25 protein-coding genes and 1 pseudogene are annotated in these 23,489 nt (G+C 62.9%); 10 read left to right on the forward strand and 16 right to left on the reverse strand.

Annotated features, from left to right (window positions below; translation table 11 throughout):
* Positions 1-82: 82 nt before the first annotated feature.
* A complete protein-coding gene (locus AAHE99_RS03090; protein WP_342114298.1) occupies positions 83-718 on the forward strand; it encodes a TetR/AcrR family transcriptional regulator in 636 nt (211 codons plus the stop codon).
* 185 nt (positions 719-903) lie between these two features.
* Here AAHE99_RS03090 and AAHE99_RS03095 read toward each other — a convergent pair.
* The 9 genes and pseudogenes from AAHE99_RS03095 to AAHE99_RS03135 form a co-directional block, all read right to left on the reverse strand.
* A pseudogene (locus AAHE99_RS03095) lies at positions 904-1,041 on the reverse strand (antitoxin); the annotation flags it as partial.
* Positions 1,042-1,104: 63 nt separating this feature from the next.
* Entirely contained in the window at positions 1,105-2,340 is a 1,236-nt protein-coding gene (locus tag AAHE99_RS03100; protein ID WP_342114303.1) for a Zn-dependent hydrolase, read from the reverse strand.
* Between the two features lie 9 nt (positions 2,341-2,349).
* On the reverse strand, positions 2,350-3,744 hold the full coding sequence (gene hydA, locus AAHE99_RS03105) for a dihydropyrimidinase (RefSeq protein ID WP_342114305.1): 1,395 nt from the start codon (positions 3,742-3,744) through the stop codon (positions 2,350-2,352).
* Positions 3,745-5,223, reverse strand: coding sequence for an NCS1 family nucleobase:cation symporter-1 (locus AAHE99_RS03110; RefSeq protein WP_342114307.1), 1,479 nt, complete (start codon positions 5,221-5,223; stop codon positions 3,745-3,747).
* Positions 5,220-6,506 (reverse strand): NAD-dependent dihydropyrimidine dehydrogenase subunit PreA, encoded by a 1,287-nt coding sequence (preA, locus tag AAHE99_RS03115; protein ID WP_342114309.1) that lies wholly within the window; start codon positions 6,504-6,506, stop codon positions 5,220-5,222. Before preA ends, AAHE99_RS03110 begins: the two co-directional genes overlap by 4 nt.
* A complete protein-coding gene (locus AAHE99_RS03120; protein ID WP_342114311.1) occupies positions 6,506-7,873 on the reverse strand; it encodes an NAD(P)-dependent oxidoreductase in 1,368 nt (455 codons plus the stop codon). Before AAHE99_RS03120 ends, preA begins: the two co-directional genes overlap by 1 nt.
* A gap of 12 nt (positions 7,874-7,885) precedes the next feature.
* Positions 7,886-9,388: a CoA-acylating methylmalonate-semialdehyde dehydrogenase gene (locus AAHE99_RS03125; protein ID WP_342114313.1), complete on the reverse strand. Its 1,503-nt coding sequence runs from the start codon at positions 9,386-9,388 to the stop codon at positions 7,886-7,888.
* 15 nt (positions 9,389-9,403) lie between these two features.
* Positions 9,404-10,519: an alanine dehydrogenase gene (gene ald / locus AAHE99_RS03130; protein ID WP_342114315.1), complete on the reverse strand. Its 1,116-nt coding sequence runs from the start codon at positions 10,517-10,519 to the stop codon at positions 9,404-9,406.
* A 12-nt stretch (positions 10,520-10,531) separates the two neighbouring features.
* Positions 10,532-11,848, reverse strand: a complete 1,317-nt coding sequence (locus AAHE99_RS03135) for an aspartate aminotransferase family protein (protein ID WP_342114317.1) — start codon at positions 11,846-11,848, stop codon at positions 10,532-10,534.
* 164 nt (positions 11,849-12,012) lie between these two features.
* Here AAHE99_RS03135 and AAHE99_RS03140 point away from each other — a divergent pair, with 164 nt between their 5' ends.
* Positions 12,013-13,452, forward strand: a complete 1,440-nt coding sequence (locus AAHE99_RS03140; RefSeq protein ID WP_342114319.1) for an aminotransferase-like domain-containing protein — start codon at positions 12,013-12,015, stop codon at positions 13,450-13,452.
* Positions 13,439-14,083, forward strand: coding sequence for a TetR/AcrR family transcriptional regulator (locus tag AAHE99_RS03145; protein ID WP_342114321.1), 645 nt, complete (start codon positions 13,439-13,441; stop codon positions 14,081-14,083). Before AAHE99_RS03140 ends, AAHE99_RS03145 begins: the two co-directional genes overlap by 14 nt.
* On the opposite strand, the gene AAHE99_RS03150 is transcribed toward AAHE99_RS03145, so the two are convergent.
* The 4 genes from AAHE99_RS03150 to AAHE99_RS03165 are packed head-to-tail and all read right to left on the reverse strand — an operon-like array spanning position 14,055 to position 16,497.
* Complete coding sequence (locus AAHE99_RS03150) at positions 14,055-15,005, reverse strand: diguanylate cyclase domain-containing protein (RefSeq protein WP_342114323.1); 951 nt, start codon at positions 15,003-15,005, stop codon at positions 14,055-14,057. The two genes, AAHE99_RS03145 and AAHE99_RS03150, sit on opposite strands and share 29 nt — an antisense overlap.
* A 3-nt stretch (positions 15,006-15,008) precedes the next feature.
* A complete protein-coding gene (locus AAHE99_RS03155; RefSeq protein ID WP_342114325.1) occupies positions 15,009-15,443 on the reverse strand; it encodes a nuclear transport factor 2 family protein in 435 nt (144 codons plus the stop codon).
* Complete coding sequence (locus AAHE99_RS03160) at positions 15,440-16,123, reverse strand: hypothetical protein (protein WP_342114327.1); 684 nt, start codon at positions 16,121-16,123, stop codon at positions 15,440-15,442. The genes AAHE99_RS03155 and AAHE99_RS03160 overlap by 4 nt, the downstream gene beginning before the upstream one ends.
* Positions 16,123-16,497 carry a VOC family protein gene (locus AAHE99_RS03165; RefSeq protein WP_342114329.1) on the reverse strand — a complete coding sequence of 125 codons (375 nt, stop codon included), beginning with the start codon at positions 16,495-16,497 and terminating at the stop codon, positions 16,123-16,125. The genes AAHE99_RS03160 and AAHE99_RS03165 overlap by 1 nt, the downstream gene beginning before the upstream one ends.
* Positions 16,498-16,575: 78 nt before the next feature.
* On the opposite strand from AAHE99_RS03165, the gene AAHE99_RS03170 reads away from it, so the two are divergent.
* The 7 genes from AAHE99_RS03170 (at position 16,576) to AAHE99_RS03200 (ending at position 20,447) form a co-directional block, all read left to right on the forward strand.
* Positions 16,576-17,127, forward strand: coding sequence for a GNAT family N-acetyltransferase (locus AAHE99_RS03170; RefSeq protein ID WP_342114331.1), 552 nt, complete (start codon positions 16,576-16,578; stop codon positions 17,125-17,127).
* Between the two features lie 113 nt (positions 17,128-17,240).
* Complete coding sequence (locus tag AAHE99_RS03175) at positions 17,241-17,483, forward strand: hypothetical protein (RefSeq protein ID WP_342114333.1); 243 nt, start codon at positions 17,241-17,243, stop codon at positions 17,481-17,483.
* Positions 17,476-18,372: a sensor histidine kinase gene (locus tag AAHE99_RS03180; protein WP_342114335.1), complete on the forward strand. Its 897-nt coding sequence runs from the start codon at positions 17,476-17,478 to the stop codon at positions 18,370-18,372. Before AAHE99_RS03175 ends, AAHE99_RS03180 begins: the two co-directional genes overlap by 8 nt.
* 3 nt (positions 18,373-18,375) lie before the next feature.
* Entirely contained in the window at positions 18,376-19,164 is a 789-nt protein-coding gene (locus AAHE99_RS03185; RefSeq protein ID WP_342114336.1) for a LytR/AlgR family response regulator transcription factor, read from the forward strand.
* A 78-nt stretch (positions 19,165-19,242) separates the two neighbouring features.
* Positions 19,243-19,668: a VOC family protein gene (locus tag AAHE99_RS03190; RefSeq protein WP_342114338.1), complete on the forward strand. Its 426-nt coding sequence runs from the start codon at positions 19,243-19,245 to the stop codon at positions 19,666-19,668.
* The gene (locus AAHE99_RS03195; RefSeq protein WP_342114340.1) at positions 19,668-20,066 is read left to right on the forward strand and encodes a VOC family protein; all 399 of its coding nucleotides are present in this window, start codon (positions 19,668-19,670) and stop codon (positions 20,064-20,066) included. Before AAHE99_RS03190 ends, AAHE99_RS03195 begins: the two co-directional genes overlap by 1 nt.
* On the forward strand, positions 20,067-20,447 hold the full coding sequence (locus AAHE99_RS03200; protein WP_342114342.1) for a YybH family protein: 381 nt from the start codon (positions 20,067-20,069) through the stop codon (positions 20,445-20,447).
* Here the strand turns inward: AAHE99_RS03200 and AAHE99_RS03205 are convergent.
* From AAHE99_RS03205 to deoA, 3 genes are read right to left on the reverse strand one after another with little or no spacing between them, the layout of a single operon-like run.
* Positions 20,440-21,654, reverse strand: coding sequence for a nucleoside deaminase (locus AAHE99_RS03205; protein WP_342114344.1), 1,215 nt, complete (start codon positions 21,652-21,654; stop codon positions 20,440-20,442). The two genes, AAHE99_RS03200 and AAHE99_RS03205, sit on opposite strands and share 8 nt — an antisense overlap.
* 1 nt (position 21,655) lies before the next feature.
* Positions 21,656-22,060 carry a cytidine deaminase gene (locus AAHE99_RS03210; protein WP_342114346.1) on the reverse strand — a complete coding sequence of 135 codons (405 nt, stop codon included), beginning with the start codon at positions 22,058-22,060 and terminating at the stop codon, positions 21,656-21,658.
* 48 nt (positions 22,061-22,108) lie between these two features.
* Positions 22,109-23,431, reverse strand: a complete 1,323-nt coding sequence (gene deoA / locus AAHE99_RS03215) for a thymidine phosphorylase (RefSeq protein ID WP_342114348.1) — start codon at positions 23,429-23,431, stop codon at positions 22,109-22,111.
* Positions 23,432-23,489: the final 58 nt, after the last annotated feature.

Consider the following 23,489-nt stretch of genomic DNA (forward strand, 5'->3'; position numbering starts at 1 on the left):
CCGGATCAAGTTATAGGTCAACTGACCGAAATAGTATCGGTCAGTTGACCTATTTGTCAATCGACGGGATAATCCACCCCGTATGCGAAAAAAGACAGACACGCCCCTGCAGGCAAAAGATTCCAATACCACCACCAAGGGGTATGAGCGCGCCAGCGCCATCCTGGAGGCGGCGCGGCTGTTGCTGGCGCGCGACGGCTATGCCGCGCTGGCCATGCGCAGCGTGGCGCAGCAGGTAGGCGTGAGCTTATCGACTGTTCAACATTACTATCCGAGCCGCGATGCGCTGATCGAAGCGCTGCTGGAGCAGACTTTTGCGCGCTACCAGGCGGGCATCGACGAGCGTGTCGCCGCTGCCGGCGCCGGGCCGCGTGTCGAGCTGTTTGAATCGATCATCGATTTCTTCCTGGCCGATTTGCGCGACCAGGTGGCGAGTGGATTGTTCTTCGAGATCGCCGCGCTGGCCAACCGCCACCCCGTCGCCACCAAGCTGTTCGACACCATGATGACCCGCGCCCGCCGCACGCTGCGCAACCTGATTCACGAAATCGATCCGGCCTTGACGATGCAGCAGTGCGAGGTACGTGGTGCGCTGATCGTCGCGCAAATGCTGGGCACCATGCTGTTCATCTCCGAAACCCGCCCGCAGCACAAGGAACTGGAAGACCTGGCCCACGAAGCCACCGTCGCCAGCACCCGCATTGCCTTCGGCCGCTAATCGGATTAATCCGCCCAGTCTTGCACATCCAGATCGGCGCTTAGCACCATGAATGATTTGTCACGTATGACAAGGATGCCTCCGATTGCATAAGCGTGGGCAGCTATCAGCATGTCCATGCGGCTTCATTTCTCGCTGCTGAACGGATCACGGGGAGCTTCGGATATACCCCGTTCGATACCCTTTGGTTTCTTGGAAAGAATGACGTCACCTGTTACCGGATCACGGCTGATGAACACCTCCGTGCCTTCGAACCTGTAATCCTTGGGCAAGCGCACCGCCTGGCTGCGGCCAGTAAAGAAGAGTTTTGCAATATCGCTCATACTTCCACTATAGGGCGATGGCGGTACGTATCAAGGTAGATACCGCCGCCCTATCGCGGTAGATCAAACAACACCGGCGCGGTCCAGCATGGCGTGCAGCAGCACGTTGCAGCCAGCTTCGAGGTGCTCCTTCTTGGCGTCTTCGATTTCGTTGTGGCTGATGCCGTCCTTGCAGGGGACGAAGATCATGCCAGCGGGGGCGACGCGGGCGGCGTAGATGGCGTCGTGGCCGGCGCCGGAGACGACATCCATCGTGGAGTAGCCCAGCTTCTCGGTGGCCTTGCGCACCGCGCCGACGCAGTCGGGGTGGAACGGGCATGGCGGGTAATACGACACACGCTCGATCTTGATCGGCAGGCCGGTATCGGCGGAGGTCTTGTCGACAAAAGCCAGGATCTCTTCGTGCATCTTGTTCAGCAGCTCGTCGTTCACATTGCGCAGGTCGATGCTGAATTTGACCTGGCCGGGAATCACGTTGCGGCTGTTGGGAAAGACCTGCATCATGCCGACCGTGCCGCGTCCGTATGGAGGGTAGCGGTTGGCGATCGCGACCACCTCGGGGATGATCTGGGCGGCAACCTGCATCGCGTCCTTGCGCAGGTGCATCGGCGTGGGGCCGGCGTGGGCTTCCATGCCGGTCACGGTGCAGTCGTACCAGGACAGGCCCATCACGGCGGGCACCACGCCGATCACCTTGTCGGCATCTTCCAGCACGGGGCCTTGCTCGATGTGGGTTTCGAAGTAGGCGCCGATGGGGTGCTGGCCGGGGACCTGGTCGCCTTTGTAGCCGATGCGCTCCAACTCTTCGCCAACGGTCTTGCCTTCGGTGTCTTTGGCGGCGTAGGCGTGTTCCAGGGTGAAGGCGCCGCAGAAGACACCGGAGCCCATCATCACCGGGACGAAACGGGAGCCTTCTTCGTTGGTCCAGAAGGCGACTTCGATCGGTGCGCGGGTTTTGATGCCGCGGTCGTTCAGGGTGCGCACGACTTCCAGGCCGGCCAGCACACCGTAGTTGCCGTCGAACTTGCCGCCGGTGGGCTGGGTGTCGATATGGCTGCCGGTCATGATTGGCGGCAGGGTGTTGTCTTCGCCGTCGCGGCGCATGAAGACGTTGCCGATCTGGTCGATGGTGATCGACAGGCCGGCGTCACGCGCCCAGCCGGTAACCAGGTCGCGGCCTTGCTTGTCGAGGTCCGTCAAGGTCAGGCGTTTGACGCCGCCTTTGGGCGTGGCGCCGATTTTGGCCAGCTCCATCAGCGAGTCCCACAGGCGGTCGCTGTTGATTTTTAGTTCGCTCATATTCTTCTCCTAGCGCGCCGTCACCGGCACAAATGCGGGGCGGTCGATATGGCGCCCGGCGCCTTCGACCGCACGCAGGTCGCCGCGATGGAAGACCACCTTCCCCGCCGCTACCGTAGTGCTTGGAATTCCTTTGACCGTGCGTCCTTCAAACACGTTGAATCCGCCTTTGGCGAACTGCGTCTTGGCGGAGATGGTGCGGGTGCCTTCCGGGTCCCACACCACGATGTCGGCATCCGACCCGGCGGCAATCAGGCCTTTGCGCGGGTAGATATTGAAGATCTGCGCCGCGTTGGCCGAAGTCACGCGTACGAATTCGGATGGCGTCAGCTTGCCGTTGTTGACGCCTTCGTCCCAGATCACGGCCATGCGGTCTTCCACCCCACCGCAGCCGTTCGGGATCTTGGTGAAGTCGTTGCGGCCGGCCGCCTTTTGCTCAGCGCAGAAGGTGCAATGGTCGGTGGCGGTGGTGTGCAGGTTGCCACCCTGCAGGCCTTGCCACAGCGCCTTCTGGTGCTCGCGGCTGCGGAACGGTGGGCTCATCACGTGGCCGGCGGCAAAGTCGAAGTCGGGATGGTCGTACACGCTGTCGTCCACAATAAGGTGGCCCGCCAGCGCTTCGCCGTATACACGCTGACCGGCAGCGCGGGCGCGGGTGATGGCGTCCAGCGATTCCTTGCAGGACACGTGCACGATGTACAAAGGCGTCTTCAGTACATTGGCAATGGCGATGGCGCGGTTGGCTGCTTCCGCCTCCACTGCGGGAGGGCGCGACAGCGGGTGCGCGCGCGGGCCGGTGATCCCCTGGCGCAGCAAATCCTGCTGCAGCTGGTAGACCAATTCGCCGTTCTCGGCATGGACGGTCGGTATGGCGCCCAGCTCCAGCGCGCGGCGGAAGCTTTTCACCAGCGTTTCATCGTCGGCCATGATGGCGTTCTTGTACGCCATGAAGTGCTTGAAGCTGTTCACGCCATGCTTGCGCACCAGCGTGCCCATATCCTCGTGCACCTGGTCCGACCACCAGGTGATCGCGACGTGGAAGCTGTAATCGCCCGCCGCCTTCTCTGCCCAGCCGCGCCACTGGTGGTAGGCCTCGAGCAGCGGCTGCTGCGGGTTGGGGATGACAAAGTCGATGATGGTGGTATTGCCGCCGGCCAGGCCGGCAGCGGTACCGGTAAAGAAGTCGTCCTGAGTGACGGTGCCCATGAACGGCAGGTTCATATGGGTATGCGGATCGATCCCGCCCGGCATCACATACTGGCCGCCGGCGTCGATGATCTCGGCGCCAGCTGGTGCGGCCAGGCCCGGCCCCACCGCGACAATCTTGTCGCCTTCACACAGCACATCCGCGCGGAAAGCACGGTCCGCATTCACTACAGTCCCGCCACGAATCAAGGTCGCCATTTATGCTTTCTCCGGAATTGCGGACTCCACGGCCTTGGCCGCCCTGCCCTTCATCATGATGCCGTACACCACCGCCGCAATGGCGATGCCGACGAACCACGCGTAGGTGTAAATCAACTTGAATCCTTCGCCGACATCGCCGAACGATGCGGGGAATGCCGCGTTGAGGAAGCCCGGTACATTCGGCGCAACACCCAGCGCGAAGGCCACCAGGGCCGCCGAATTCCAGCCGTTGGTGTAGCTGTACTCGCCCTTCTCGTCGTACAAGGCGCCGACATGCAGCTCCGTCTTGCGGATCAGGTAGTAGTCGACGATCAGCACGCCCGCAATCGGACCAAGCAGCGCCGAGTAGCCAATCAGCCAGGTGAAGATATAACCTTGCGTGGTTTCCAGCAGCTTCCAGGGCATCATGGCCAGCGCGATGCCGGCCGTGATGTAGCCGCCGGTGCGGTAGGAAATGTGCTTGGGCGCCAGCGCCGAGAAGTCATAGGCCGGGCCGACCAGGTTGGCGGCCAGGTTGACCGAGATCGTGTCGATCAGCAGGATGATCAGCGCCACCAGCACGGCGATGCCGGTCATGCGGCTGGCCAGGTCGACCGGGTCCCAGATCGCCTTTCCGTACAGGACCACCGTGGCGGAAGTCACGATCACCGCCAGCGCCGCCAGCAAGCCCATAGGCACCGGCAAGCCAATCGACTGGCCCAGCACCTGGTCGCGCTGCGTCTTGGCGAAGCGGGTGAAATCGGGAATATTCAGCGCCAGGGTCGCCCAGAAGCCGATCATCGCCGTCAGCGATGGCCAGAACGTCGGCCAGAACTGGCCCGCCTTCTTGCCGCCTTCAACGAACTGCGACGGCTGCTCCAGCAACGTGCCGAAGCCGCCGGCCTTCTGGTACACCCAGCCCAGCAACACGAAGCAAATGATGATCTTCAGCGGCGCGGTATAGGTCTCCAGTTTTCGGATCGCATCCATGCCGTGCACGATGTACCAGAACTGGATGGCCCAGAACGCCAGGAAGCACAATAGCTGGGCGCCATTGATGCCCAGGCCCGCGATCTTGTCGCCGCCGATCTCGCCGCCCATCATCACGCCCAGCAGCGTATAGATCATCTGTCCGCCGAACCAGGTCTGGATGCCGTACCAGCCGCAGGCCACAATCGCCCGCATCAGCGCCGGCAACCGCGCCCCGCGTGTGCCGAACGAAGCGCGCGCCAGCACCGCATAAGGAATGCCGTACTTGGTGCCCGCATGGCCGATCAGCAGCATCGGCAGCAGCACAATCGTATTGGCCAGGAAGACGGTCAGCACCGCCTGCCCCGCCGACATGCCGCCTTCAATCAGGCTGGCAGCCAGCGTGTAGGCGGGGATGCACATGACCATCCCAACCCAGAGTGCAGCGAAGTGATACCAGCGCCAGGTGCGCTGCGATTCATTGGTCGGGGCCAGGTCTTCGTTCCACAGCTGGGAGTTGTCGCTCATGCAGTCTCCTTGATTTCGGCACGCGGGTTGCGCGGGTCTTGGGTCCAGTTCATGTAAGGTTTGCCCGTTGGGACTGCGACCATCGTAATACAACCTTGCACTGGACAGGTAATTTCGCACAGGTTGCAGCCGACGCATTCGTCGTCGTTGACCTTGTAGGTGCGGGTTCCGGTCGCCTCATCCACCAGCTGGAAGATCGACTGGTGCGACGTATCCTCGCAAGCCACATAGCAGCGGCCGCACTTGATGCAGTCGTCCTGGTTGATGTGGGCGATGGACTTGTAGTTCATATCCAGGTACTTCCAGTCGGTGGTGTTGGCGACTGCCTTGCCGACGAAATCGTCCAGGGTCTGGTAGCCCTTGGAGTCCATCCAGCGCTCCAGGCCATCCTTCATCTCCTGCACGATGCGGAAGCCGTGCAGCATGGCGGCGGTGCAGACCTGCACGCAGCCCGCGCCGAGGGCGATGAACTCCGCCGCATCCTTCCAGTTGCTGATGCCGCCGATGCCGGAAATCGGCAGCCCTTGCGTTTCCGGATCGCGCGCGATCTCAGCCACCATATTCAGCGCCACCGGCTTGACCGCCGGGCCGCAGTAGCCGCCGTGGGTGCTGGCGCCGCCCACCTTTGGATAAGCGACCATGTTGTCCAGGTCGAGCGAGGTGATCGAGTTGATGGTGTTGATCAGCGATACCGCATCGGCGCCGCCAGCCTTGGCCGCGCGCGCCGGGCGGCGGATGTCGGTGATGTTCGGCGTCAGCTTCACGATCACCGGCAGCTTGGTGTGCTTCTTGCACCAGGCGGTGACCTGCTCCACGTACTCCGGCACCTGGCCGACAGCAGAACCCATGCCACGCTCCGGCATGCCGTGCGGGCAGCCGAAATTCAGCTCGATGCCGTCAGCGCCGGTGGCTTCCACCTTCGGCAGGATGGCGGCCCATGCCGCCTCCTCGCAAGGCAGCATCAGCGAGACCACAATGGCGCGGTCCGGCCACGCCTTCTTCACTTCCGTGATTTCCTGAAGGTTCAGTTCCAGCGAGCGGTCGGTAATCAGCTCGATGTTATTGAAGCCAATGACTTCGCGGTTCTTGCCGTAGGTAGCGGAGTAGCGCGAAGACACGTTGACCGGTGGCGGGTCTTCGCCCAGGGTTTTCCAGACCACGCCGCCCCATCCTGCTTCGAAGGCTCGGATCACGTTATAGGCTTTATCGGTCGGCGGTGCGGAGGCGAGCCAGAAAGGGTTCGGCGCCTTGATGCCGCAGAAATTGATGCTCAGGTCGGCCATTATGCAGCCTCCTTCTTCGATTGGATGTCGGAATGGATCGCCATGGCGGCGCGCTTGCCATGCTCCACGGCTTGCACGGTCAGGTCCTGGCCCGGCGCCACGCAGTCCCCGCCCGCATAAATTCCCGGCAGGACGGTGCGGAAGCTGTCGTCCACATGGATCTTGTCGCCGTCGCGCTTCAGCATCGAGGCCAGCGGGTCGGTCAGCGCGGCAGTGTCCATCGCCTGGCCGATGGCGCGGAAGATAGCGTCAGCCTGCAACTCGAAAGTGATGCCGGTGCCTTTCAGGTGCGAGCCCTCCAGCACGGTGCGCTCGAAGCGCATGCCGCGCACGCGGCCCGCTTCATCCAGCAGCACTTGCTGCGGCATGGCCCAGGTCTGCATGCGCACCTGGTTGGCCTTGGCGATGTCCTGCTCGTGGTGGGTAGCGCTCATGGCATCGAAGCCACGGCGGTACACCATGGTGACCTCCTCCGCTCCCAGGCGCTGGATCTGCACCGCCATGTCGATGGCGGTATTGCCGGCGCCGATCACGATGGCGCGGCGCGGTACCGGCAGCTTGCTCAGGTCATCAGCCTGGCGCAGTTCGGCGATATAGTCGACTGCCGCCATCAGGCCTGGCGCGTCTTCGCCGGTCAGGCCCAGGGCGCGGCTGGCGCCCAGTCCCAGGCCCAGGAACACGGCATCGTATTGCGCGTGCAGGTCCTTCAGGCTCAGGTTGTCGCCCAGCTTCTGGCCGTGGCGCACTTCGATACCGCCAATTCCCAACAGGAAGTCCACTTCCTTTTGCGCGAAATTGTCGGTCAGTTTGTATTTCGCGATGCCATACTCATTCAGGCCGCCGGATTTCTCCTGCGCTTCATAGATCACGACGTCGTTGCCCAGCATGGCCAGGCGGTGCGCGCAGGACAGGCCGGCCGGGCCGGCGCCGACCACGGCGATCTTCTTGCCGGTGCTGGCGGCACGCTTGAATGGATGCGAGTCGAGCGTGGCGTTATCCAGGGCGAAGCGCTGCAGCAGGCCGATCTTCACCGGCTGCCCTTCCGCATCGTGGTTGCGCACGCAGGCGTCCTCGCACAGGATCTCGGTCGGGCAGACGCGCGAGCAGCTGCCGCCGAGGATGTTCTGCTGCAGGATGGTGACGGCGGCGCCGTCCACGTTCTTCTCATGGATATTTCGGATGAAGCTCGCCACGTCGATGCCGGTGGGGCAGATGCGCGTGCACGGCGCGTCGTAGCAGTACAGGCAGCGCGAGCTTTCAATCGCCGCCTGGCGCGCATTCAGCGGCGGCGCCAGGTCGGTGAAATGACCGGCCAGCTCTTCGTTCGTGGCCTTTGGCTGCGGTATGTATTTGAGTGACTCGATCATTTGGTTCCATCCTCACTTCATTTGTGGGAAAGCAAACTGCGCGCCGGCACTTGCGGTATTTGGCCAGCGCTCCATCACGGCCTTGTGGCGGGTGTAGAAACGCACACCCTCCGGGCCATAGGCATGGTGGTCGCCGAACAAGCTGCGCTTCCACCCGCCGAAACTGTTGAATGCCATCGGCACCGGCAGCGGCACGTTCACGCCCACCATGCCGACCTGGATCTGGCGCACGAACTCGCGCGCCACGCCGCCATCGCGGGTAAAGACCGCAACGCCGTTGCCGTATTCGTTCTTGTTGATCAAGTCCACTGCCGTCGCGACATCCGGCAGGCGCACCATGCACAGCACGGGGCCGAAGATTTCTTCCTTGTAGATGGTCATGTCCGGCGTCACGTGGTCGAACAGCGTGCCGCCGATGAAGAAGCCGTTCGGGCGGTCCGCCACGCGGTAATCGCGGCCATCCACCACCAGGGTGGCGCCCTGCTCCACGCCTTCACCGATCAGGCGCTCGATGCGCTGCTTGGCGGCGGCGGTCACCACCGGGCCCATCTCGGCGTCGGACGCCATGCCGTCGCGTACTTTCAGCGCGGCGGTGCGTTCCTTCAGTGCGCCCAGCAGCTTGTCGCCGGCATCGCCCACCGCTGCCACGACGGAGATCGCCATGCAGCGTTCACCGGCCGAACCGAAGGCCGCGCCCATCAGCGCATCAACCGCCATCTCCATGTCGGCATCCGGCATCACGACCATATGGTTCTTGGCGCCGCCCAGCGCTTGCACACGCTTGCCGTGCTGCGAACCGCGCGAATAAATGTATTCCGCAATCGGCGTCGAGCCGACGAAGCTGACCGCCTGGATCACCGGGTGGTCGAGCAGCGCATCCACCGCGACCTTGTCGCCCTGCACCACGTTGAAGACGCCGTCCGGCAGGCCCGCCTCCTTCAGCAGCCGCGCATGCAGCAGCGATGGCGATGGGTCGCGCTCGGAAGGCTTGAGGATGAAGGTATTGCCGCAGGCGATAGCGATGGGGAACATCCACATCGGCACCATCACCGGGAAGTTGAACGGCGTGATGCCGGCCACCACACCGAGCGGCATGCGCATCGACCAGGCATCGATGCCGCGCGCAATCTGGTCGGTGTACTCGCCCTTCATCATCTGCGGGATGCCGACCGCGAATTCCACCATCTCGATACCACGCGCCACTTCACCCTTGGCGTCGGCGAAGGTCTTGCCGTGCTCGCGCGTCAGCATGGCGGCGAATTCGTCCGTGTGCTGGTGGCACAGCTCCAGGTATTTGAACAGCACGCGCGCCCGCGTCAGCGGCGGCGTATTGGACCAGGATGGGAAGGCTGCTTCGGCGGCGCGCACGGCGGCGTCCACCTCCTCCGCCGTGCCCAGCGCCACGCGTGCCACCGGCTCGCCCAGCGCAGGGTTGAAGACGTCGCCATAGCGCCCGCTGGCCGTATCGACCTTGGCGCCATTGATAAAGTGGGTGATGGTATCGAGATTGCTCATATAAGGCTCTAAGGGTTACGCCAGCAGCGACTCCGCCGGCACGTAGTTATAGCCAAGGTCGCGCGCCACCGCTTCATAGGTGACTTGCCCCTGGCAGACATTGAGGCCATTGCGCAGATGCGGGTTGGCCTTCATGGCCTTGGCCCAGCCCTTGTCGGCCAGCGCAACAGCGTGGCCGATGGTGGCGTTATTCAGCGCAAAGGTCGAAGTGCGCGCCACGGCGCCCGGCATATTGGCGACGCAGTAGTGCACTACGCCATCCACCACGAATGTCGGATTCTCGTGGGTGGTGGCGTGCGAGGTTTCAAAGCAGCCGCCCTGGTCGATCGCCACGTCCACCACGACAGAGCCGGGTTTCATGCGCGACACCATGGCTTTGGTCACCAGCTTCGGCGCGGCGGCGCCGGGAATCAGCACCCCGCCGATCACCAGGTCTGCATCCATCACCGCGTCGTCGACGGTGTAGGCGTTGGAGTAGATGGTCTGGATGCGGTTGCCGTACACCAGGTCCAGCTGGCGCAGGCGGTCCACATTCTTGTCCAGCACCGTAACGCGGGCGCCCATGCCGACGGCGATCTGCATGGCATTGGTGCCGACTACGCCTGCGCCGATAATCGCCACATGGCCTGGCGCCACGCCGGGCACGCCGCCCAGCAGCAGGCCCATGCCGCCTTTGGATTTTTCAAGATGGGCGGCGCCGGCCTGGATCGACATGCGGCCCGCCACTTCGCTCATCGGCGCCAGCAGCGGCAAGCCGCCGTTTGCGCCGGTGATGGTTTCATACGCAATGCAGACGGCGCCGGATTCGACCAGTGCCTTGGTCTGCTCGGGGTCGGGAGCCAGGTGCAGGTAGGTGTACAGGATCTGGTTCTCGCGCAGCATGGCGCATTCCTGGGGCTGCGGCTCCTTCACTTTGACGATCATTTCCGCCTTGGCGAAGATCTCTTCCGCCGTGGCGGCGATGGTCGCGCCGGAGCCGAGGTACATTTCGTCGGTCAGACCGATTGCAGCGCCCGCGTTGTGTTGCACCATCACCTGGTGCCCGCGGAGTGTCAGTTCCTTTACGCTGGCCGGGGTAAGGCCAACGCGCGATTCCTGATTCTTGATTTCCTTCGGTACGCCTACCAACATGGTTTGTCTCCTCTAGTCTAGTTCTTTCAACACCTTCCCGAGCTTCCCGAACAATTCGTCGACGTGCTTCTTCTCAAAGGTGAGCGGTGGCGACAGCGCGATGATGTCGCCGGTAACGCGGATCAAGACTCCATCCGCGAAAGCCTTCTTGAACGCGGCGTAGGCGCGCGCTCCTGGCGCACCGGGGCGCGGCGCCAGCTCGATGCCGGCGACCAGGCCAATGGTGCGGATGTCGATCACGTGCGGCATACCTTTCAGCGAATGCACCGCATCTTCCCAATACGGCTGGATCTCCTTGGCGTGGTCCAGCAGCTTCTGCTCCTTGAACACCTCCAGCGTGGCCAGCGAGGCGGCGCAGGCCACCGGGTGGCCGGTATAGGTATAGCCATGGAACAGCTCAATACCGGCCGGGGCATCCATGAAGGCGTCGTGGATGAACTTCTTGCTGAACACCGCGCCCATCGGGATGGTGCCGTTGGTCAGGCCTTTGGCGGTGGTCATCATGTCCGGTTCGACATCGAAGTAGTCGGTGGCGAACGGTGTAGTCAGGCGGCCGAAGCCGGTGATCACTTCATCGAAGATCAGCAGGATGCCGTATTTGGTGCACAGCTCGCGCAGGCGTTTCAGGTAGCCCTTAGGCGGCACCAGCACGCCGGTGGAGCCGGCCACCGGTTCCACGATCACGGCGGCGATGGTGGAGGCGTCGTGCAACGCAACGATGCGTTCCAGTTCGTCGGCCAGGTGGGCGCCGTATTCAGGTTCGCCGCGCGTATAGGCATTCTTCTCGATATTGTGGGTGTGCGGCAGGTGGTCCACGCCCGGCAGCATCACGCCGTAAGGCTTGCGGTTGCCGGCGATACCGCCGACCGAAATGCCGCCGAAACCGACGCCGTGGTAGGCGCGCTCGCGCCCGATCAGGCGGGTGCGGGAAGCTTCGCCGCGCGCCTTGTGGTAGGCCAGCGCGATCTTCAGCGCGGTGTCCACTGCTTCGGAGCCGGAGTTGGTGTAGAAGACGTGGCCGAAGCGATGGTTGGTGTATTCCATCAGCTTTTCGGCCAGGTCGAAGGCGGCCGGGTGGCCCATCTGGAAGGTCGGTGCGAAGTCGAGCTGGCCGACCATTTCGCTGACCGCCGCGACGATCTTCGGCTGGCGGTGGCCGCAAGGCACGCACCACAGGCCGGCGGTGCCATCGAGCACCTGGTTGCCGTCGACGTCTTTATAGTAGACGCCTTCGGCGGAGACCAGCAGGCGCGGATTGGCCTTGAAGTCCCGGTTATTCGTGAACGGCATCCAGAATGATGACAGCGATTGTGGCCGCGCTTCGTTCATTTGCTATCTCCCTCGGTGGGTTTTTACGATGCTCAAAAAACTTTACCAGTTGGCAAAATCATGATGCAATAATAGACAGCAAGTTAACTATGGCACATATACACGTAAGCGGAAACGCTCCAACCGTACAGGTAGCAAAAACAGTACAGTTTTAGAAGGCCCACATGCCGAATCCAGTCTGGCCAGAATTGACCATCGAGCGCGCGACCAAGGGCAGCCTGGTGGAAAAAATCGTGGATGCGATCAGTGCGATGGTCGCCAGCCGCGAGTTGCGCGTGGGCACGAAAATGCCTTCCGTGCGTCAGTTCGCGAAGTGTAATGGCATCAGCACCTTTACAGTTGTCGAGGCTTACGACCGCCTGGTCACGCTCGGACTGTTGTCATCACGCCGCGGTTCCGGCTATTTTGTTGCACGCCACGACGTTCCCGCGCTGCTTGCGACGCCCGCCATGGTGGCCGGCCCAGCGGCGGTCGACGCCCTTACCCCCGAACTGTATTCCGGCGCTTCCGAAGCGCTGCCGGTCGGCGCCGGCTGGCTGCCGCCCGAGTGGTATGGCGAAGACACCATCCTCGACGCCGTGCGCCACGCCATGCGCATTCCCGCCAACCGCCTGCGCGGCTACGGCCACCCGCTTGGCTTCCCCGGCCTGCGCCAGTACATGGCCAGCACCTTGAGCGAGGAACTGTTCGCCGTCGAATCCGAACAGATCCTGCTGACGCACGGCGCCACCCACGCCTTCGACCTGATCCTGCGCACGCTGACCAAACCGGGCGACACCGTGTTCGTGGAAGACCCGGTGTACAGCAACCTGCTGTCGCTGATCCGCCACCACGGCTGCCACGCCATCGGCATCCCGCGCGGCGAGCATGGCCTGGACATGGACTTCCTCGCCGCGCAGGCCAGGGAAACCCAGCCCAAGCTCATGTTCGTCAACACCGTGTTGCAGAATCCCCTCGGCACCAGCCTGTCGCAAGCCCAGGCCCACCGCCTGCTGGGCTTTGCCGAACAGTTCGACTTCTGGCTGGTGGAGGACGACATCTACCGCGAGCTCACGGCGCGCGGCGAAGCCTCGCTGGCGGCGATGGACGGCCTGCGCCGCGTGATCCGCGTCGGCAGTTTTTCCAAGACCCTGTCGCCGGTGCTGCGCGTCGGCTCCATCTGCGCCTCCGCCTCGCTGCTGCCGGAGCTGGTGCGGGTGAAGATGCTGGCCGGCCTCACCACCTCGGAAGTCAATGAACGCGCCGCCTACCACGCCATCACCGCCCGCCCCTACAAGCGCATGGTGGAACGCCTGGTCGGGCAACTGGCGGAAGGCCGCGAGCGCACCACCGAGCTTCTGGCGACAGCCGGCATGACACCGATTGCCCGCCCGCGCGGCGGCATGTTCGTCAGCGCCGGCTGGCAGCATGCGCCGACGCCGGAATTCAACGGCAAGACCGTGGCCGACCAGGCGCTGAAAGCTGGCATCCTGCTCGCGCCCGGTGAATTCTTCCAGCTGCGGCCAGCGCCGTCGGTCTGGTTCCGCTTCAACGTCGCCTATTCGGACAGCCCGCAGCTGCGCAACTTCCTGCAGGCCATCAGGAGAGAACATGGCATCAGCTAAACTGCGCCGCGAAATGAACCGCGACCGGCTGGAGGCGGACATCGTCACCGAAGCCGTGCGCGTGTTTGCCGAAAGCGGCTACGAAGGCGCCTCCGTCGCCACCATCGCCGACAACGTCGGGCTCTCCAAGCAAAACCTGATGTACTACTTCCCCAGCAAGCAGGTGCTCTACCAGCGCGTGCTGGACGATGTGCTGGATGAATGGCTGGCGCGCATGGCCAATATCGCCGAGCCGGATGGCGCACCGGCCGAAGTGCTGCGCGCCTATATCCGCGCCAAGCTGGCGTTCTCGCGCGAACATCCGCTGGCGTCGCGCGTGTACGCGATGGAAGTGATCAGCGGCGCGCCGCTGTATGGCGACAAGATCCGCGAGCGCGTGGTGCCGCTGGTCCGGCGCGATATCGAGGTGTTCGAGCGCTGGATCGCGGAAGGCCGTATCGCAGCCATCAACGCCACCCACCTGCTGTTCGCCATCTGGGCGATGACGCAGTCTTACGCCGACTTTGAAGCGCAAATGCGGCTGGTACTCGGCCGCGACGAGCTCGGCGCGGACGATTTCGCCGCCGCCGAAGACACCATCGTGCAGATGGTGCTGGCCTCCATCACGCTGGTCCCGGCTCGCGCGCCCTAGCCAGCAAATCGGAAATGCCGGCGCCATCCTCCGGATAAAGTGCGCTGCCGAATTGCAGCACCGGTTCGATTTTCTCCCCGCCCGGCAGCAGCACCGCCTGCGAGCCCGCCGTCTGGCGGAAGCGCAGCACCTGGCTCTGCACCACGCTGCGCCGCGCCGCCACACTGAGGATCACGCCGAATTCATCGCCACCCAAGCGCGCCAGCACGTCGCCCTCGCGGCATTCCTGCGCAAAGCGCCGCGCCAGTTCCACCATCACTTCGCTGCGCCATGGCTTGACCCGCGCCACCATCACGCCCACATGGCCACCACGCACGATCGCATCATCCAGCCGCACGCGCAGCTTTTCGTAGAACGATGAACGGTTGGCCAGGCCGGTCGCCGGGTCCTGCGTCACCTTGCGCTGCAGGACACTGGCGCCTTCCTGGGAGGCGTGGAACATCATGGCCGCCGTCATATCGGCGATCGCCTGCCCTACCGGCACTTCGTCCTGGTCGAAAGGACGCGGCGCGCGCCAGGCCAGCTTCAGCACCCCGCCCGACTGGTCGCCAAACAGCAGCGGCATGATCGCCATCGAACGCAAACCGACGCGGCGGCAGGCCTCGCGGTTGACGCGTTCGTCGGTTTCGGAATCGGTGCAGGTGGCCGCCTGCCGCGTCGTCAGTACAAGGCCCGACAGGCTGCCCTTGACCTGCATGCGCAAACCCAGTTGCGCTTCGGCCAGGCCGCAGGCCGCGCGGTAGACCACTTCCGTGCCTTCCAGCAGTTCAATCACCGCACCATCGGCACCGGTGAGCTGGGCGGCCTTCTGTACCGCGCAATCCATCAGGTTGCCGAACGCCGGGCCGATACGGGCCAGCTCCAGCTGGGCGTCCAGCAGGGCGACCAGCTTAGATTGGGGAAGATCCAGCCGGTCGCTCATGGTTCACTCCTGCACGGGTGTGATCTGCACGCTGGCCACCCGCCACTGGCCGTCCTTGCGCACATAAACGTCCACATAGCGGTAATGGCTGCTGAAAGGCTTGCCGTCATAGCTGCCCGTCATGCGCGTGCGGCCGCTGACCAGGGCTACCTCGCCGTAAAAGCGCACATCCAGGTCCTCCACGCCATAAGGATGGATAACCAGCTTGGGCGATGTGATGAACTCCAGGAAGGCGGCCTTGCCGGCCACGCCCCCGGTCCCGCTGATCTGGCGGAAGTCTTCCGCCATATTGGCGGCAATCGCCGCGCGGTCCTTGTTGATGATGGCCTTGTCCCAGGCATCGGCCTGCTGCGCCAGCTTTTCAGCGGGCGACACGGCAAAGGCGCTCATCGCGCCTAGCGTCAGCGATGTTGCGATGATGGCTATGCGGATCTTCATTTGCTGCAAATTTTAAGGTTGTGGAAGGTAGCCTTGGCGGTACTGGCGTAAGCTTCGTAATCCAAAGGAGCCAGCTCCGCTTCGACCGCTTTCATCGACTTCATTTCAGCCGCGTAAGTCCTGGACAGCGTGGCCAGGCAGGCCGACGGCTGCTTCATATGGTACAGGGTAATCGCCAGGTCGTTGCGGGTGCGATCCGCCTCCATCCAATGCTGCAAGTTCGCGCACTGTGCGAACCAGTTGTTGAGCGTATCAAATGCCTGCTGGTATTGTTTCGCCCTGTACAGCTCAAGGAAGCCGGCTTTCGCCGCCTTGTTGGCGCCCGGCGTGCAGGCTGGCGGCGGCAGCAGGTATTTTCCTTCGAATGTTGCGCGCGCGCCGCACATGCTGCTGCACGCTTCCATCGATTGGGCGGTTACCTCGATCGCACCGCCTTGTTGCGCGAAATTGATCAGGCATTCGGGCTGTCCCGGTTCGTTCTCGTACACGCGGCCGACATTGCCCTTGATGGTACCGCCCAACTCGCAGGAATGCGCATTCGCGCCGAAGGCGGAGATGCCGAATTTCTTCACACCGTTGGCGCCGGGCGAAATGGTCAGCGTGCCACTGCCGCCTTCGCGCTCGTATTCCACCGGCTGGGCAGCGGAAAGCGCCAGCAGGAGCAGGATGGCCGGGGCCATCAGATATGCTGGTCAATCAGGATCGGGTTACCGTCCGGGTCGACGGCGATAATGTAGGCCGGCCCGGAGGTGGACTCGTCGGCGCGCGCCGCCAGCGCAATGCCGCGTTCTTCCAGCTGGCGTTGCAGCTGGCGCACATCGGTATAGCCGGGCACTACCTGGGCATTGCTGTCCCAGCCCGGATTGAAAGTCAGCGTGTTCTTTTCGATCATGCCCTGGAACAGTCCGATGATCTGTTCGCTGTCGTTTTTCATGATCAGCCAGTTCTGCTCGATATTCCCGCCAAAGTCCTTGAAGCCGAGTTTCTCGTAAAACTCGCGCGAAGCTTTGATGTCTTTCACATTCAGGCTGAGGGAAAATACGCCAAGTTGCATGCCAGGCTCCTACGTAAGTGGTGAACATTGCCAATCTATCATTTGATAGAATGAAAATCCACTTACTAGTGAGTTGATATGCCGGCATTTGCACCATTTACCCTGTCCGCCAAACGCCTGGAATTGCGTTCGCTGACTGTTGACGACGCCCCCGCCATTTTCAAGCTGTTTTCCGATCCGGAAGCGATGCGCTACTGGAGCAGCGCACCCTGGGACAACCAGCAGCAGGCGGCCGACTATATTTCCGCCGCCTTTGCCGGCTATGAAAGCGGCGACCTGCTGCGCATGGGCGTGCAGGTGGACGGCCAGTTGGCCGGCGTGATCAACCTGTACGCCTTCAGCCGTCAGAACCGGCGCTGCGATATCGGCTATATGCTGGGCCGCGAGTTCTGGGGCAAAGGCTATATGCAGGAAGCCATGTCGGCCCTGATCGACCACGCCTTCCGCGTGCTGCGCCTGCACCGTATCGAGGCCGATATCGACCCGCGCAATACCGCCTCCGCCAAGCTGCTGAAAAGCTTGCATTTTGTACACGAAGGCCATATGCGCGAACGCTGGATCATCAACGGCGAGATCTGCGATACCGACTTTTTCGGCCTGCTGCGCTCGGACTGGCTGGCGGCGCGCTAGCCATTCATCCACCTACGCAGCAAGTCATCCGCCCTACCGCGCAGTTCGTCGGATAGCCCTCCCCTGTTGCCAAGCGCAGGGGTACAGTTGCACCATCGAAACGCAAGGAGGACATGATGAAAACCATCAACAAAAGCGCCAAGGAAACCGTTAAAGAAGTGTGGCACGCCTTCATCGGCATCGGCCGCCACTTCGTACGCACGCTGGACCATATGTCCTGGCCGGCCATCATCGCCATGTGCGTGGTGATCGCGCTGTTCCTTACCATCCTGCCGCTGGTGATCACCCTGTTCATTGCAGCACTGATCGTCAAGCTGGCCATCAATGTATTCGGGGATAAGAAGCAACATGGGTAACAAAGCACGCAACGTGCTCTCCTTCATCGGGGAGATTGGCGAAACCGCCAGCAGCTTGTGGTGGGACTTTTTCGACTGGCTGGCGCAAGTGCCTTTGCGCCAACTGGTTGTCACGTGGATACTGGCCTTCCTGCTGGCGTGCACGCCCGCCATCCACCCCGAGCAGGCAGCATTCTTCATGCTGCTGTCGGCCGGCCTGAAAATCCTGGCCGGCGGCAAACGCAAAGCCGAAATCGAAGCGCGCAAGGCCGCCACCCAGGCCGGTAACGAAAGCCTGGAGCGCCGCCTGGTGGAAGCCCAGATGTCGGCCCTGCAAGCGCAGGTGGAACCGCACTTCCTGTTCAACACCCTGGCCCTGATCGGCCAGCTGATCGAAACCGATCCGCCGGAAGCGGCCAAGATCCACACCCACCTGATCGAATACCTGCGCGCCACCCTGCCCCAGATGCGTTCGCGCGGCAACGGCACCGTGGGCCGCCAGATCCAGATGGCACGCTCCTACCTGGCCATCATGCAGGCCCGCATGAAGTCGCGCCTGTCGGTGTCGCTGGATGTGCCGCCGGAACTGGAAAGCGCCACCTTCCCGCCGATGATGCTGCAAATCCTGATCGAGAATTCGATCAAGCATGGCCTGGAGCCGAAGATCGAAGGTGGCCGCATCGACATCCGCGCTAGCGTGGACGGCAATATGCTGCAGGTCGATGTGCAGGACGACGGCGTCGGTTTCAACGCCTATGCCGGCGACGGTGTGGGCCTGAACAATGTACGCGAACGCCTGAAGCTGATGTACGGCACGCGCGCCCAGCTGCTGATCGAGCAGCCGATGGACGGCGGCTGCCGCGCCTCGATCCGCGTTCCATTCGCACCGGATATTTTTGCCAAGCCTTAAGCCATGACTCAACCAATCGCCACCGCCATCATTGCCGACGACGAAGAACCCATGCGCGACATGCTGCGCAAGCGCCTGCACGAGGCCTGGCCGGAGCTGGACATCGTGGCGGAAGCCGCCAACGGCATCGAAGCCATCGCGCTGGCCGGCCAGCACCAGCCGGACATCGTCTTCCTCGACATCCGCATGCCAGGCCTGAGCGGCATCGAAGCGGCGCGCATGCTGTTCAACCGCTGCCACATCGTCTTCATCACCGCCTACGACCAGTACGCGATTGAAGCCTTCGAACAGGGCGCGCTGGATTACCTGCTGAAACCGGTGAACCTGGATCGCCTGAAGACCACCTGCACCCGCCTGCAAGGCCGCCTCGGCAAGTCGCCAAACAATATCGAACGCCAGCTGAGCCAGCTGCTGCAGCAGACCGGCCGCAGCGCGGGCAGTACTGCCGGAGCAGCGCCGCAGCCAGAGTACCTGCACTGGATCCAGGCCCAGGTCGGCAACAGCCTGCGCATGATCTCGACCAAGGAAGTGTTGTTCTTCCGCGCCGACGAGAAATATACGCGCGTGCAGACGGCGCAAGGCGAATTCCTGATCCGCAAGACCCTGAAAGAGCTGGAAGACGAGCTCGACCCGAACGAATTCTGGCGCATCCACCGCTCCACACTGGTACGCGTCGACGCGATTGCCGAAGTCACGCGCGACCTGCGCGGACGCCAGATGGTGCGTGTGCGAAACTCCACGGAAGAACTGGAAGTCAGTCGCGGAAATACCCATTTATTCCAGCAAATGTAGCCCGCCCGCGCTCGCTTGCTCCCTGTACGGTGCTAGTCTATATTGTCCTGACTACGCTGCGTTTTCAGGGAGAGAACGATGACGATACCAAAGGCTACGCGCGCGACTATCCTGCCCTGCCTGCGCTACCGCGACGCGCCTGCCGCCATCACATGGTTGTGCAATACACTCGGCTTCAAGGCATCGCTCGTGGTGCCTAATGAAGACGGCACCATCGCCCATGCCCAACTTTCCTACGGTAATGGCATGGTCATGCTAAGCTCCATTTTCGACACCGATTACGGCCGCCTGCTCAAGCAGCCCTCCCAGATTGGGATGGCAGTCACGCAAAGCGCCTACCTGGTCGTCAACGACGCCGACGAAGTGCACGCCCGCTGCGTGCAAGCCGGGGCGCCGATCGAGATGCCCTTGCAGGATGAAGATTATGGCGGCCGTGGTTTCACCTGCCGCGATCCTGAAGGGCATATATGGAGCATAGGTACATATGACCCTTGGGAGCAATAATGGGACGCACCGTTCACTTTGAAATCCAGGCCAGCGAGCCACAGGCCCTGATCGACTTTTACGGCAAGATGTTCGACTGGAGCTTTTCCAAATGGGAAGGCGGCGACTACTGGCTGGTCGGTACCGGCGAGGTCGGCGCGCCCGGCATCAACGGCGGCCTGCTGCCGCGCCGCGGCCCGCGTCCTGAAGAAGGCGCCTCCGTCAACGCCTTTGTCTGCACCGTCGACGTGGAAAACCTCGACAGATCGCTGGAACAACTCAAGGAACTGAAAGGCGTGGTCGCCGTGCCGAAAATGCCGGTGCCCGGCGTCGGCTGGCTGGCTTACGCCAAAGACCCGGACGGCAATATCTTCGGCATGATGCAAACCGATGCCAGCGCTTCTTTCGAGGGAGCGTGAATGAGCGATGAACAGGCAATCCGCGACCTGGTCGCGGAGTGGACGCGCGCCACCCTGGCCGGCGAAGTCGAACGCATCCTGCCGCTGATGGCGGAAGACGTGGAGTTCTACGTACCCGGCCAGCCGGTCATGCGCGGCCGCGCCGCGTTTGAAACCGGCCTGCGCGCCGTGCTCGCCTCGCACCGCGTCGACTCCCACGCCGACGTCGAGCAGGTGGAAGTCAGCGGCAGCCTCGCCTACTGCACCACGCAGCTGCGCGTGGAAATTACGCCGCTGGCGGTTGGCGCCAGCATGCATAAAGCGGGACGGGTGCTGTCGGTGTTCCGCAAGAACGCCGCCGGCCAATGGCAGCTGGCGCGCGACGCCAATATGCTCAGCTGATTGCGGCCACCAGGGCGGCGTCGGCCACCTGGCTTGGGCGGATCTTGATCAGGTTGCGGTAAAGCGGCGGCAGGTGGCTGCACAGCTCGTGCAGCGCCTGCTCCGGCATGCCTGGGCGCACATACTGGAATTGCGCCGGATTATTGTGCGGCAGCGCGCCTTCCATCGTCGAGCCATAGGCGCCCAGCGCCATGAAACTCAGCGCGCTTTCGTCCGGGCCGACGGCGAATACGAATGTACCGTCTTTCGGGTGGCCGAGGTAATGGCGCACCTCGCACTGCGTTTCCGCATCGGCGCCTTCCATCAGCTTGTAGCGCAGCTGCGCATAGGCGCGCGTGCATTCCATGAAGGCGGTGCGGATGATCGAACTATGCTGGCGGCCGTGGCAACACAGCAGCAGGTTGCCGAAGGAATCCAGCAGCGCCACCGCCTCCCCCTTGCCGCCTTGCGCCTTGTCGCGCGCCATGGCTTGCTGCAGGTAGGGCGCCAGGCCGGCGTCCGGCTTGCGCGGTTCGCAGCGGTAGGTCAGCGCATCCGGGAAGGCGCGCTTCAGGGCGCGGATGATGTAATGGTCTTCCGGCAGCGTGGCTGGATCTTTCAGCTCCTGCTGCGGCGGATCGATATTGAACAAGTCCATCACATTGGCCGAGGTGGCCTCGAATACCAGCGAGCAAAGCGCCTGCGTCGGTTCGGCGATGGTTTTGCCGATGAAGAATGGCTTCGGTGCCGTCCCTGCCCCGCGCCGTGCGTACGAGGACGTGCCCAGCACGGCGGGATAGGCGAAGGTGGCTTCCGCCTTCGGCTGCAACGCTGCCGGCAGCGATGGGAAGAAGGCGGAACCGTTGTAGTTGATGCCGGCCTTGCCGTCCGGCGCTGCGACCACCACGTTGAAGCCTGCGGCGAGCATGGCGCCGGTGCACATGCAGCACGGGTCGAGCGAAGTGACGATGGTGCATTCCTCGGGCGGCGGCAATTCGCGGCCTTTGGCGCGTTCGGCGAAATACCAGTCAACCAGCTGGCGTTCGCCGTGCGCGGTGGGGTCGAAAATCAGGCCATGCTTGATGACGTTGTTGTGCAGCGCCTTGAGCACGGTGCCGCTGGCGTCGAGCATGACGCCGCCGACACCGAAGGTACCCTGGGTTTTCGCTGCAATGGCTTCGGACGCCGCGATGGCGACGGCCGTTTGAACGTCGATGGCCTTTTTCACGTTACTTCTTCAGGTCCCAGCCGCCAAAGGCTTCAGGCAGCAGTTCGGCTGCCGTGGTTTCGCGGGTGTCGCCGTTCAGGTTGGCCAGCACTACAGGCAGCTGGTTGCCGCCGAGTTCGAGCGTGACCTGTCGGCATGCGCCGCATGGGGCGATGGGGGCGTCGGTTTCGCCCACGACTGCCAGTTTGTCGAAATCGCCCGGCTTGTAGCCTTGCGCGATGGCGCTGAAGAAGGCGGTGCGTTCGGCGCAGTTGCACAGGCCATAGCTGGCGTTTTCCACGTTACAGCCGTGGAAGATTTTGCCGTCCTTGGTCAGCAGCGCAGCGCCGACCTTGAAGTTGGAGTAAGGCGTGTAGGCTTTCAGGCGGGCGGCCTTGGCTTCGTTGATCAGTTGGTCGTTGTTCATATGTTCTCCAAACCCGGTAAATCTGGGTCTGACCCAGCCTTTCCGGGTTTAAGGGCGAATAGTGCGATAAACAATCGGGTTAGCCGCAGGCGCGGCGTCAGCGATGGTGTAGGCAGCCTGCACCTCGCGCACCGCCTGCTCCGCAGCCGCCTGTGTACGTGCATGCACCATAGCCAGCGGCTGGCCCGCCTGGATCGGCTGCCCCAGCTCCACCAGGTCAGTCAGGCCAACAGCGAAGTCAATCGCATCGGTCGGACGACGACGTCCGCCACCCAGCGACACCACCGCCAGCCCGATATCGCGGCAAACGGTCGAAGCAGCGTAACCCGCGCGCAGCGCCGGCACCGGCACCACGATCGGCGCCTTCTCCAGATGCTTGTCCATGTTCTCCACCAGGTCGGCAGGACCGCCCAGCGCAGTCACCATGCGCGAGAAGCGTTCCGCCGCCTCGCCCGAATCCAGCGCGTGCTGCAGCTTGGCGCGGGCTTCGGTTTCGTTGGCAGCCAGCTTACCCATCACCAGCATCTCGGCGCACAGCGCCATGGTGACTTCGTGCAGGCGCGCAGGACGGAACTTACCGGTCAGGTAATCAATCGCTCCGCGCACTTCCAGCGCATTGCCGGCCCATGGCGACAGCGATTCATTCATATCGGTCAACAGCGCCGAGGTCAGCGTGCCCGCGCCATTGCCCACCTTGACGATGGACTCGGCCAGTTCGACCGACTTTTCATAGGTCGGCATGAAGGCGCCGGAACCGGCCTTCACGTCCATCGCCAGCACGTCCAGGCCAGCGGCCAGCTTCTTGGACAGGATGGAGCCGGTGATCATCGCCACCGATTCCACGGTCGCGGTGACGTCGCGGATCGAATAGAAACGCTTGTCCGACGGCGCCAGCGAGGAGGTCTGGCCGATGATGGCCACGCCCACGTTCTTCACCACTTCGCGGAACTTCTCGTTGGTCGGCACGGTGGAATAGCCAGGGATGGAATCGAACTTGTCCAGCGTGCCGCCGGTGTGGCCCAGGCCACGGCCGGAAATCATCGGCACGAAACCGCCGCAGGCCGCGATCATCGGGCCGAGCATCAGGGATACCACGTCGCCCACGCCACCGGTGGAGTGCTTGTCCATCACCGGGCCTGGCAAGTTCAGGGATTTCCATTCCAGCACTTCGCCGGAATCGCGCATGGCCAGGGTGAACGCCACACGTTCGTCCATGGACATGTCGTTGAAGTAGACCGCCATCGCCAGCGCGGCAATCTGGCCTTCGCTGACGCTGTTGTCGGTGATGCCTTTGACGAAGAATTGGATTTCTTCTTTCGTCAATTGGCCGCCGTCGCGTTTTTTACGGATGATTTCCTGGGGGAGGAACATTTCTTATCTCTTTTAGGTAATTAGGGCTGCGATTGCAGCCCCATTGTTCTTGCTTCCA

Source organism: Pseudoduganella sp. OTU4001 (assembly GCF_038440195.1).
Taxonomy (GTDB): Bacteria; Pseudomonadota; Gammaproteobacteria; order Burkholderiales; family Burkholderiaceae_D; genus Rugamonas.

What these genes read in the sequence shown, in the direction of transcription:
- AAHE99_RS03185 (WP_342114336.1), top strand. Translation starts at nt 18,376, where the DNA reads ATGACTCAACCAATCGCCACCGCCATCATTGCCGACGACGAAGAACCC.
- AAHE99_RS03145 (WP_342114321.1), top strand. Translation starts at nt 13,439, where the DNA reads ATGGCATCAGCTAAACTGCGCCGCGAAATGAACCGCGACCGGCTGGAG.
- AAHE99_RS03090 (WP_342114298.1), top strand. Translation starts at nt 83, where the DNA reads ATGCGAAAAAAGACAGACACGCCCCTGCAGGCAAAAGATTCCAATACC.
- AAHE99_RS03195 (WP_342114340.1), top strand. Translation starts at nt 19,668, where the DNA reads ATGGGACGCACCGTTCACTTTGAAATCCAGGCCAGCGAGCCACAGGCC.
- AAHE99_RS03155 (WP_342114325.1), bottom strand. Translation starts at nt 15,443, where the DNA reads ATGAAGATCCGCATAGCCATCATCGCAACATCGCTGACGCTAGGCGCG.
- AAHE99_RS03200 (WP_342114342.1), top strand. Translation starts at nt 20,067, where the DNA reads ATGAGCGATGAACAGGCAATCCGCGACCTGGTCGCGGAGTGGACGCGC.
- hydA (WP_342114305.1), bottom strand. Translation starts at nt 3,744, where the DNA reads ATGGCGACCTTGATTCGTGGCGGGACTGTAGTGAATGCGGACCGTGCT.
- AAHE99_RS03100 (WP_342114303.1), bottom strand. Translation starts at nt 2,340, where the DNA reads ATGAGCGAACTAAAAATCAACAGCGACCGCCTGTGGGACTCGCTGATG.
- deoA (WP_342114348.1), bottom strand. Translation starts at nt 23,431, where the DNA reads ATGTTCCTCCCCCAGGAAATCATCCGTAAAAAACGCGACGGCGGCCAA.
- preA (WP_342114309.1), bottom strand. Translation starts at nt 6,506, where the DNA reads ATGGCCGACCTGAGCATCAATTTCTGCGGCATCAAGGCGCCGAACCCT.
- AAHE99_RS03180 (WP_342114335.1), top strand. Translation starts at nt 17,476, where the DNA reads ATGGGTAACAAAGCACGCAACGTGCTCTCCTTCATCGGGGAGATTGGC.
- AAHE99_RS03160 (WP_342114327.1), bottom strand. Translation starts at nt 16,123, where the DNA reads ATGGCCCCGGCCATCCTGCTCCTGCTGGCGCTTTCCGCTGCCCAGCCG.
- AAHE99_RS03190 (WP_342114338.1), top strand. Translation starts at nt 19,243, where the DNA reads ATGACGATACCAAAGGCTACGCGCGCGACTATCCTGCCCTGCCTGCGC.
- AAHE99_RS03150 (WP_342114323.1), bottom strand. Translation starts at nt 15,005, where the DNA reads ATGAGCGACCGGCTGGATCTTCCCCAATCTAAGCTGGTCGCCCTGCTG.
- AAHE99_RS03125 (WP_342114313.1), bottom strand. Translation starts at nt 9,388, where the DNA reads ATGAGCAATCTCGATACCATCACCCACTTTATCAATGGCGCCAAGGTC.
- AAHE99_RS03120 (WP_342114311.1), bottom strand. Translation starts at nt 7,873, where the DNA reads ATGATCGAGTCACTCAAATACATACCGCAGCCAAAGGCCACGAACGAA.
- AAHE99_RS03170 (WP_342114331.1), top strand. Translation starts at nt 16,576, where the DNA reads ATGCCGGCATTTGCACCATTTACCCTGTCCGCCAAACGCCTGGAATTG.
- AAHE99_RS03210 (WP_342114346.1), bottom strand. Translation starts at nt 22,060, where the DNA reads ATGAACAACGACCAACTGATCAACGAAGCCAAGGCCGCCCGCCTGAAA.
- AAHE99_RS03135 (WP_342114317.1), bottom strand. Translation starts at nt 11,848, where the DNA reads ATGAACGAAGCGCGGCCACAATCGCTGTCATCATTCTGGATGCCGTTC.
- AAHE99_RS03140 (WP_342114319.1), top strand. Translation starts at nt 12,013, where the DNA reads ATGCCGAATCCAGTCTGGCCAGAATTGACCATCGAGCGCGCGACCAAG.
- ald (WP_342114315.1), bottom strand. Translation starts at nt 10,519, where the DNA reads ATGTTGGTAGGCGTACCGAAGGAAATCAAGAATCAGGAATCGCGCGTT.
- AAHE99_RS03110 (WP_342114307.1), bottom strand. Translation starts at nt 5,223, where the DNA reads ATGAGCGACAACTCCCAGCTGTGGAACGAAGACCTGGCCCCGACCAAT.
- AAHE99_RS03175 (WP_342114333.1), top strand. Translation starts at nt 17,241, where the DNA reads ATGATGAAAACCATCAACAAAAGCGCCAAGGAAACCGTTAAAGAAGTG.
- AAHE99_RS03165 (WP_342114329.1), bottom strand. Translation starts at nt 16,497, where the DNA reads ATGCAACTTGGCGTATTTTCCCTCAGCCTGAATGTGAAAGACATCAAA.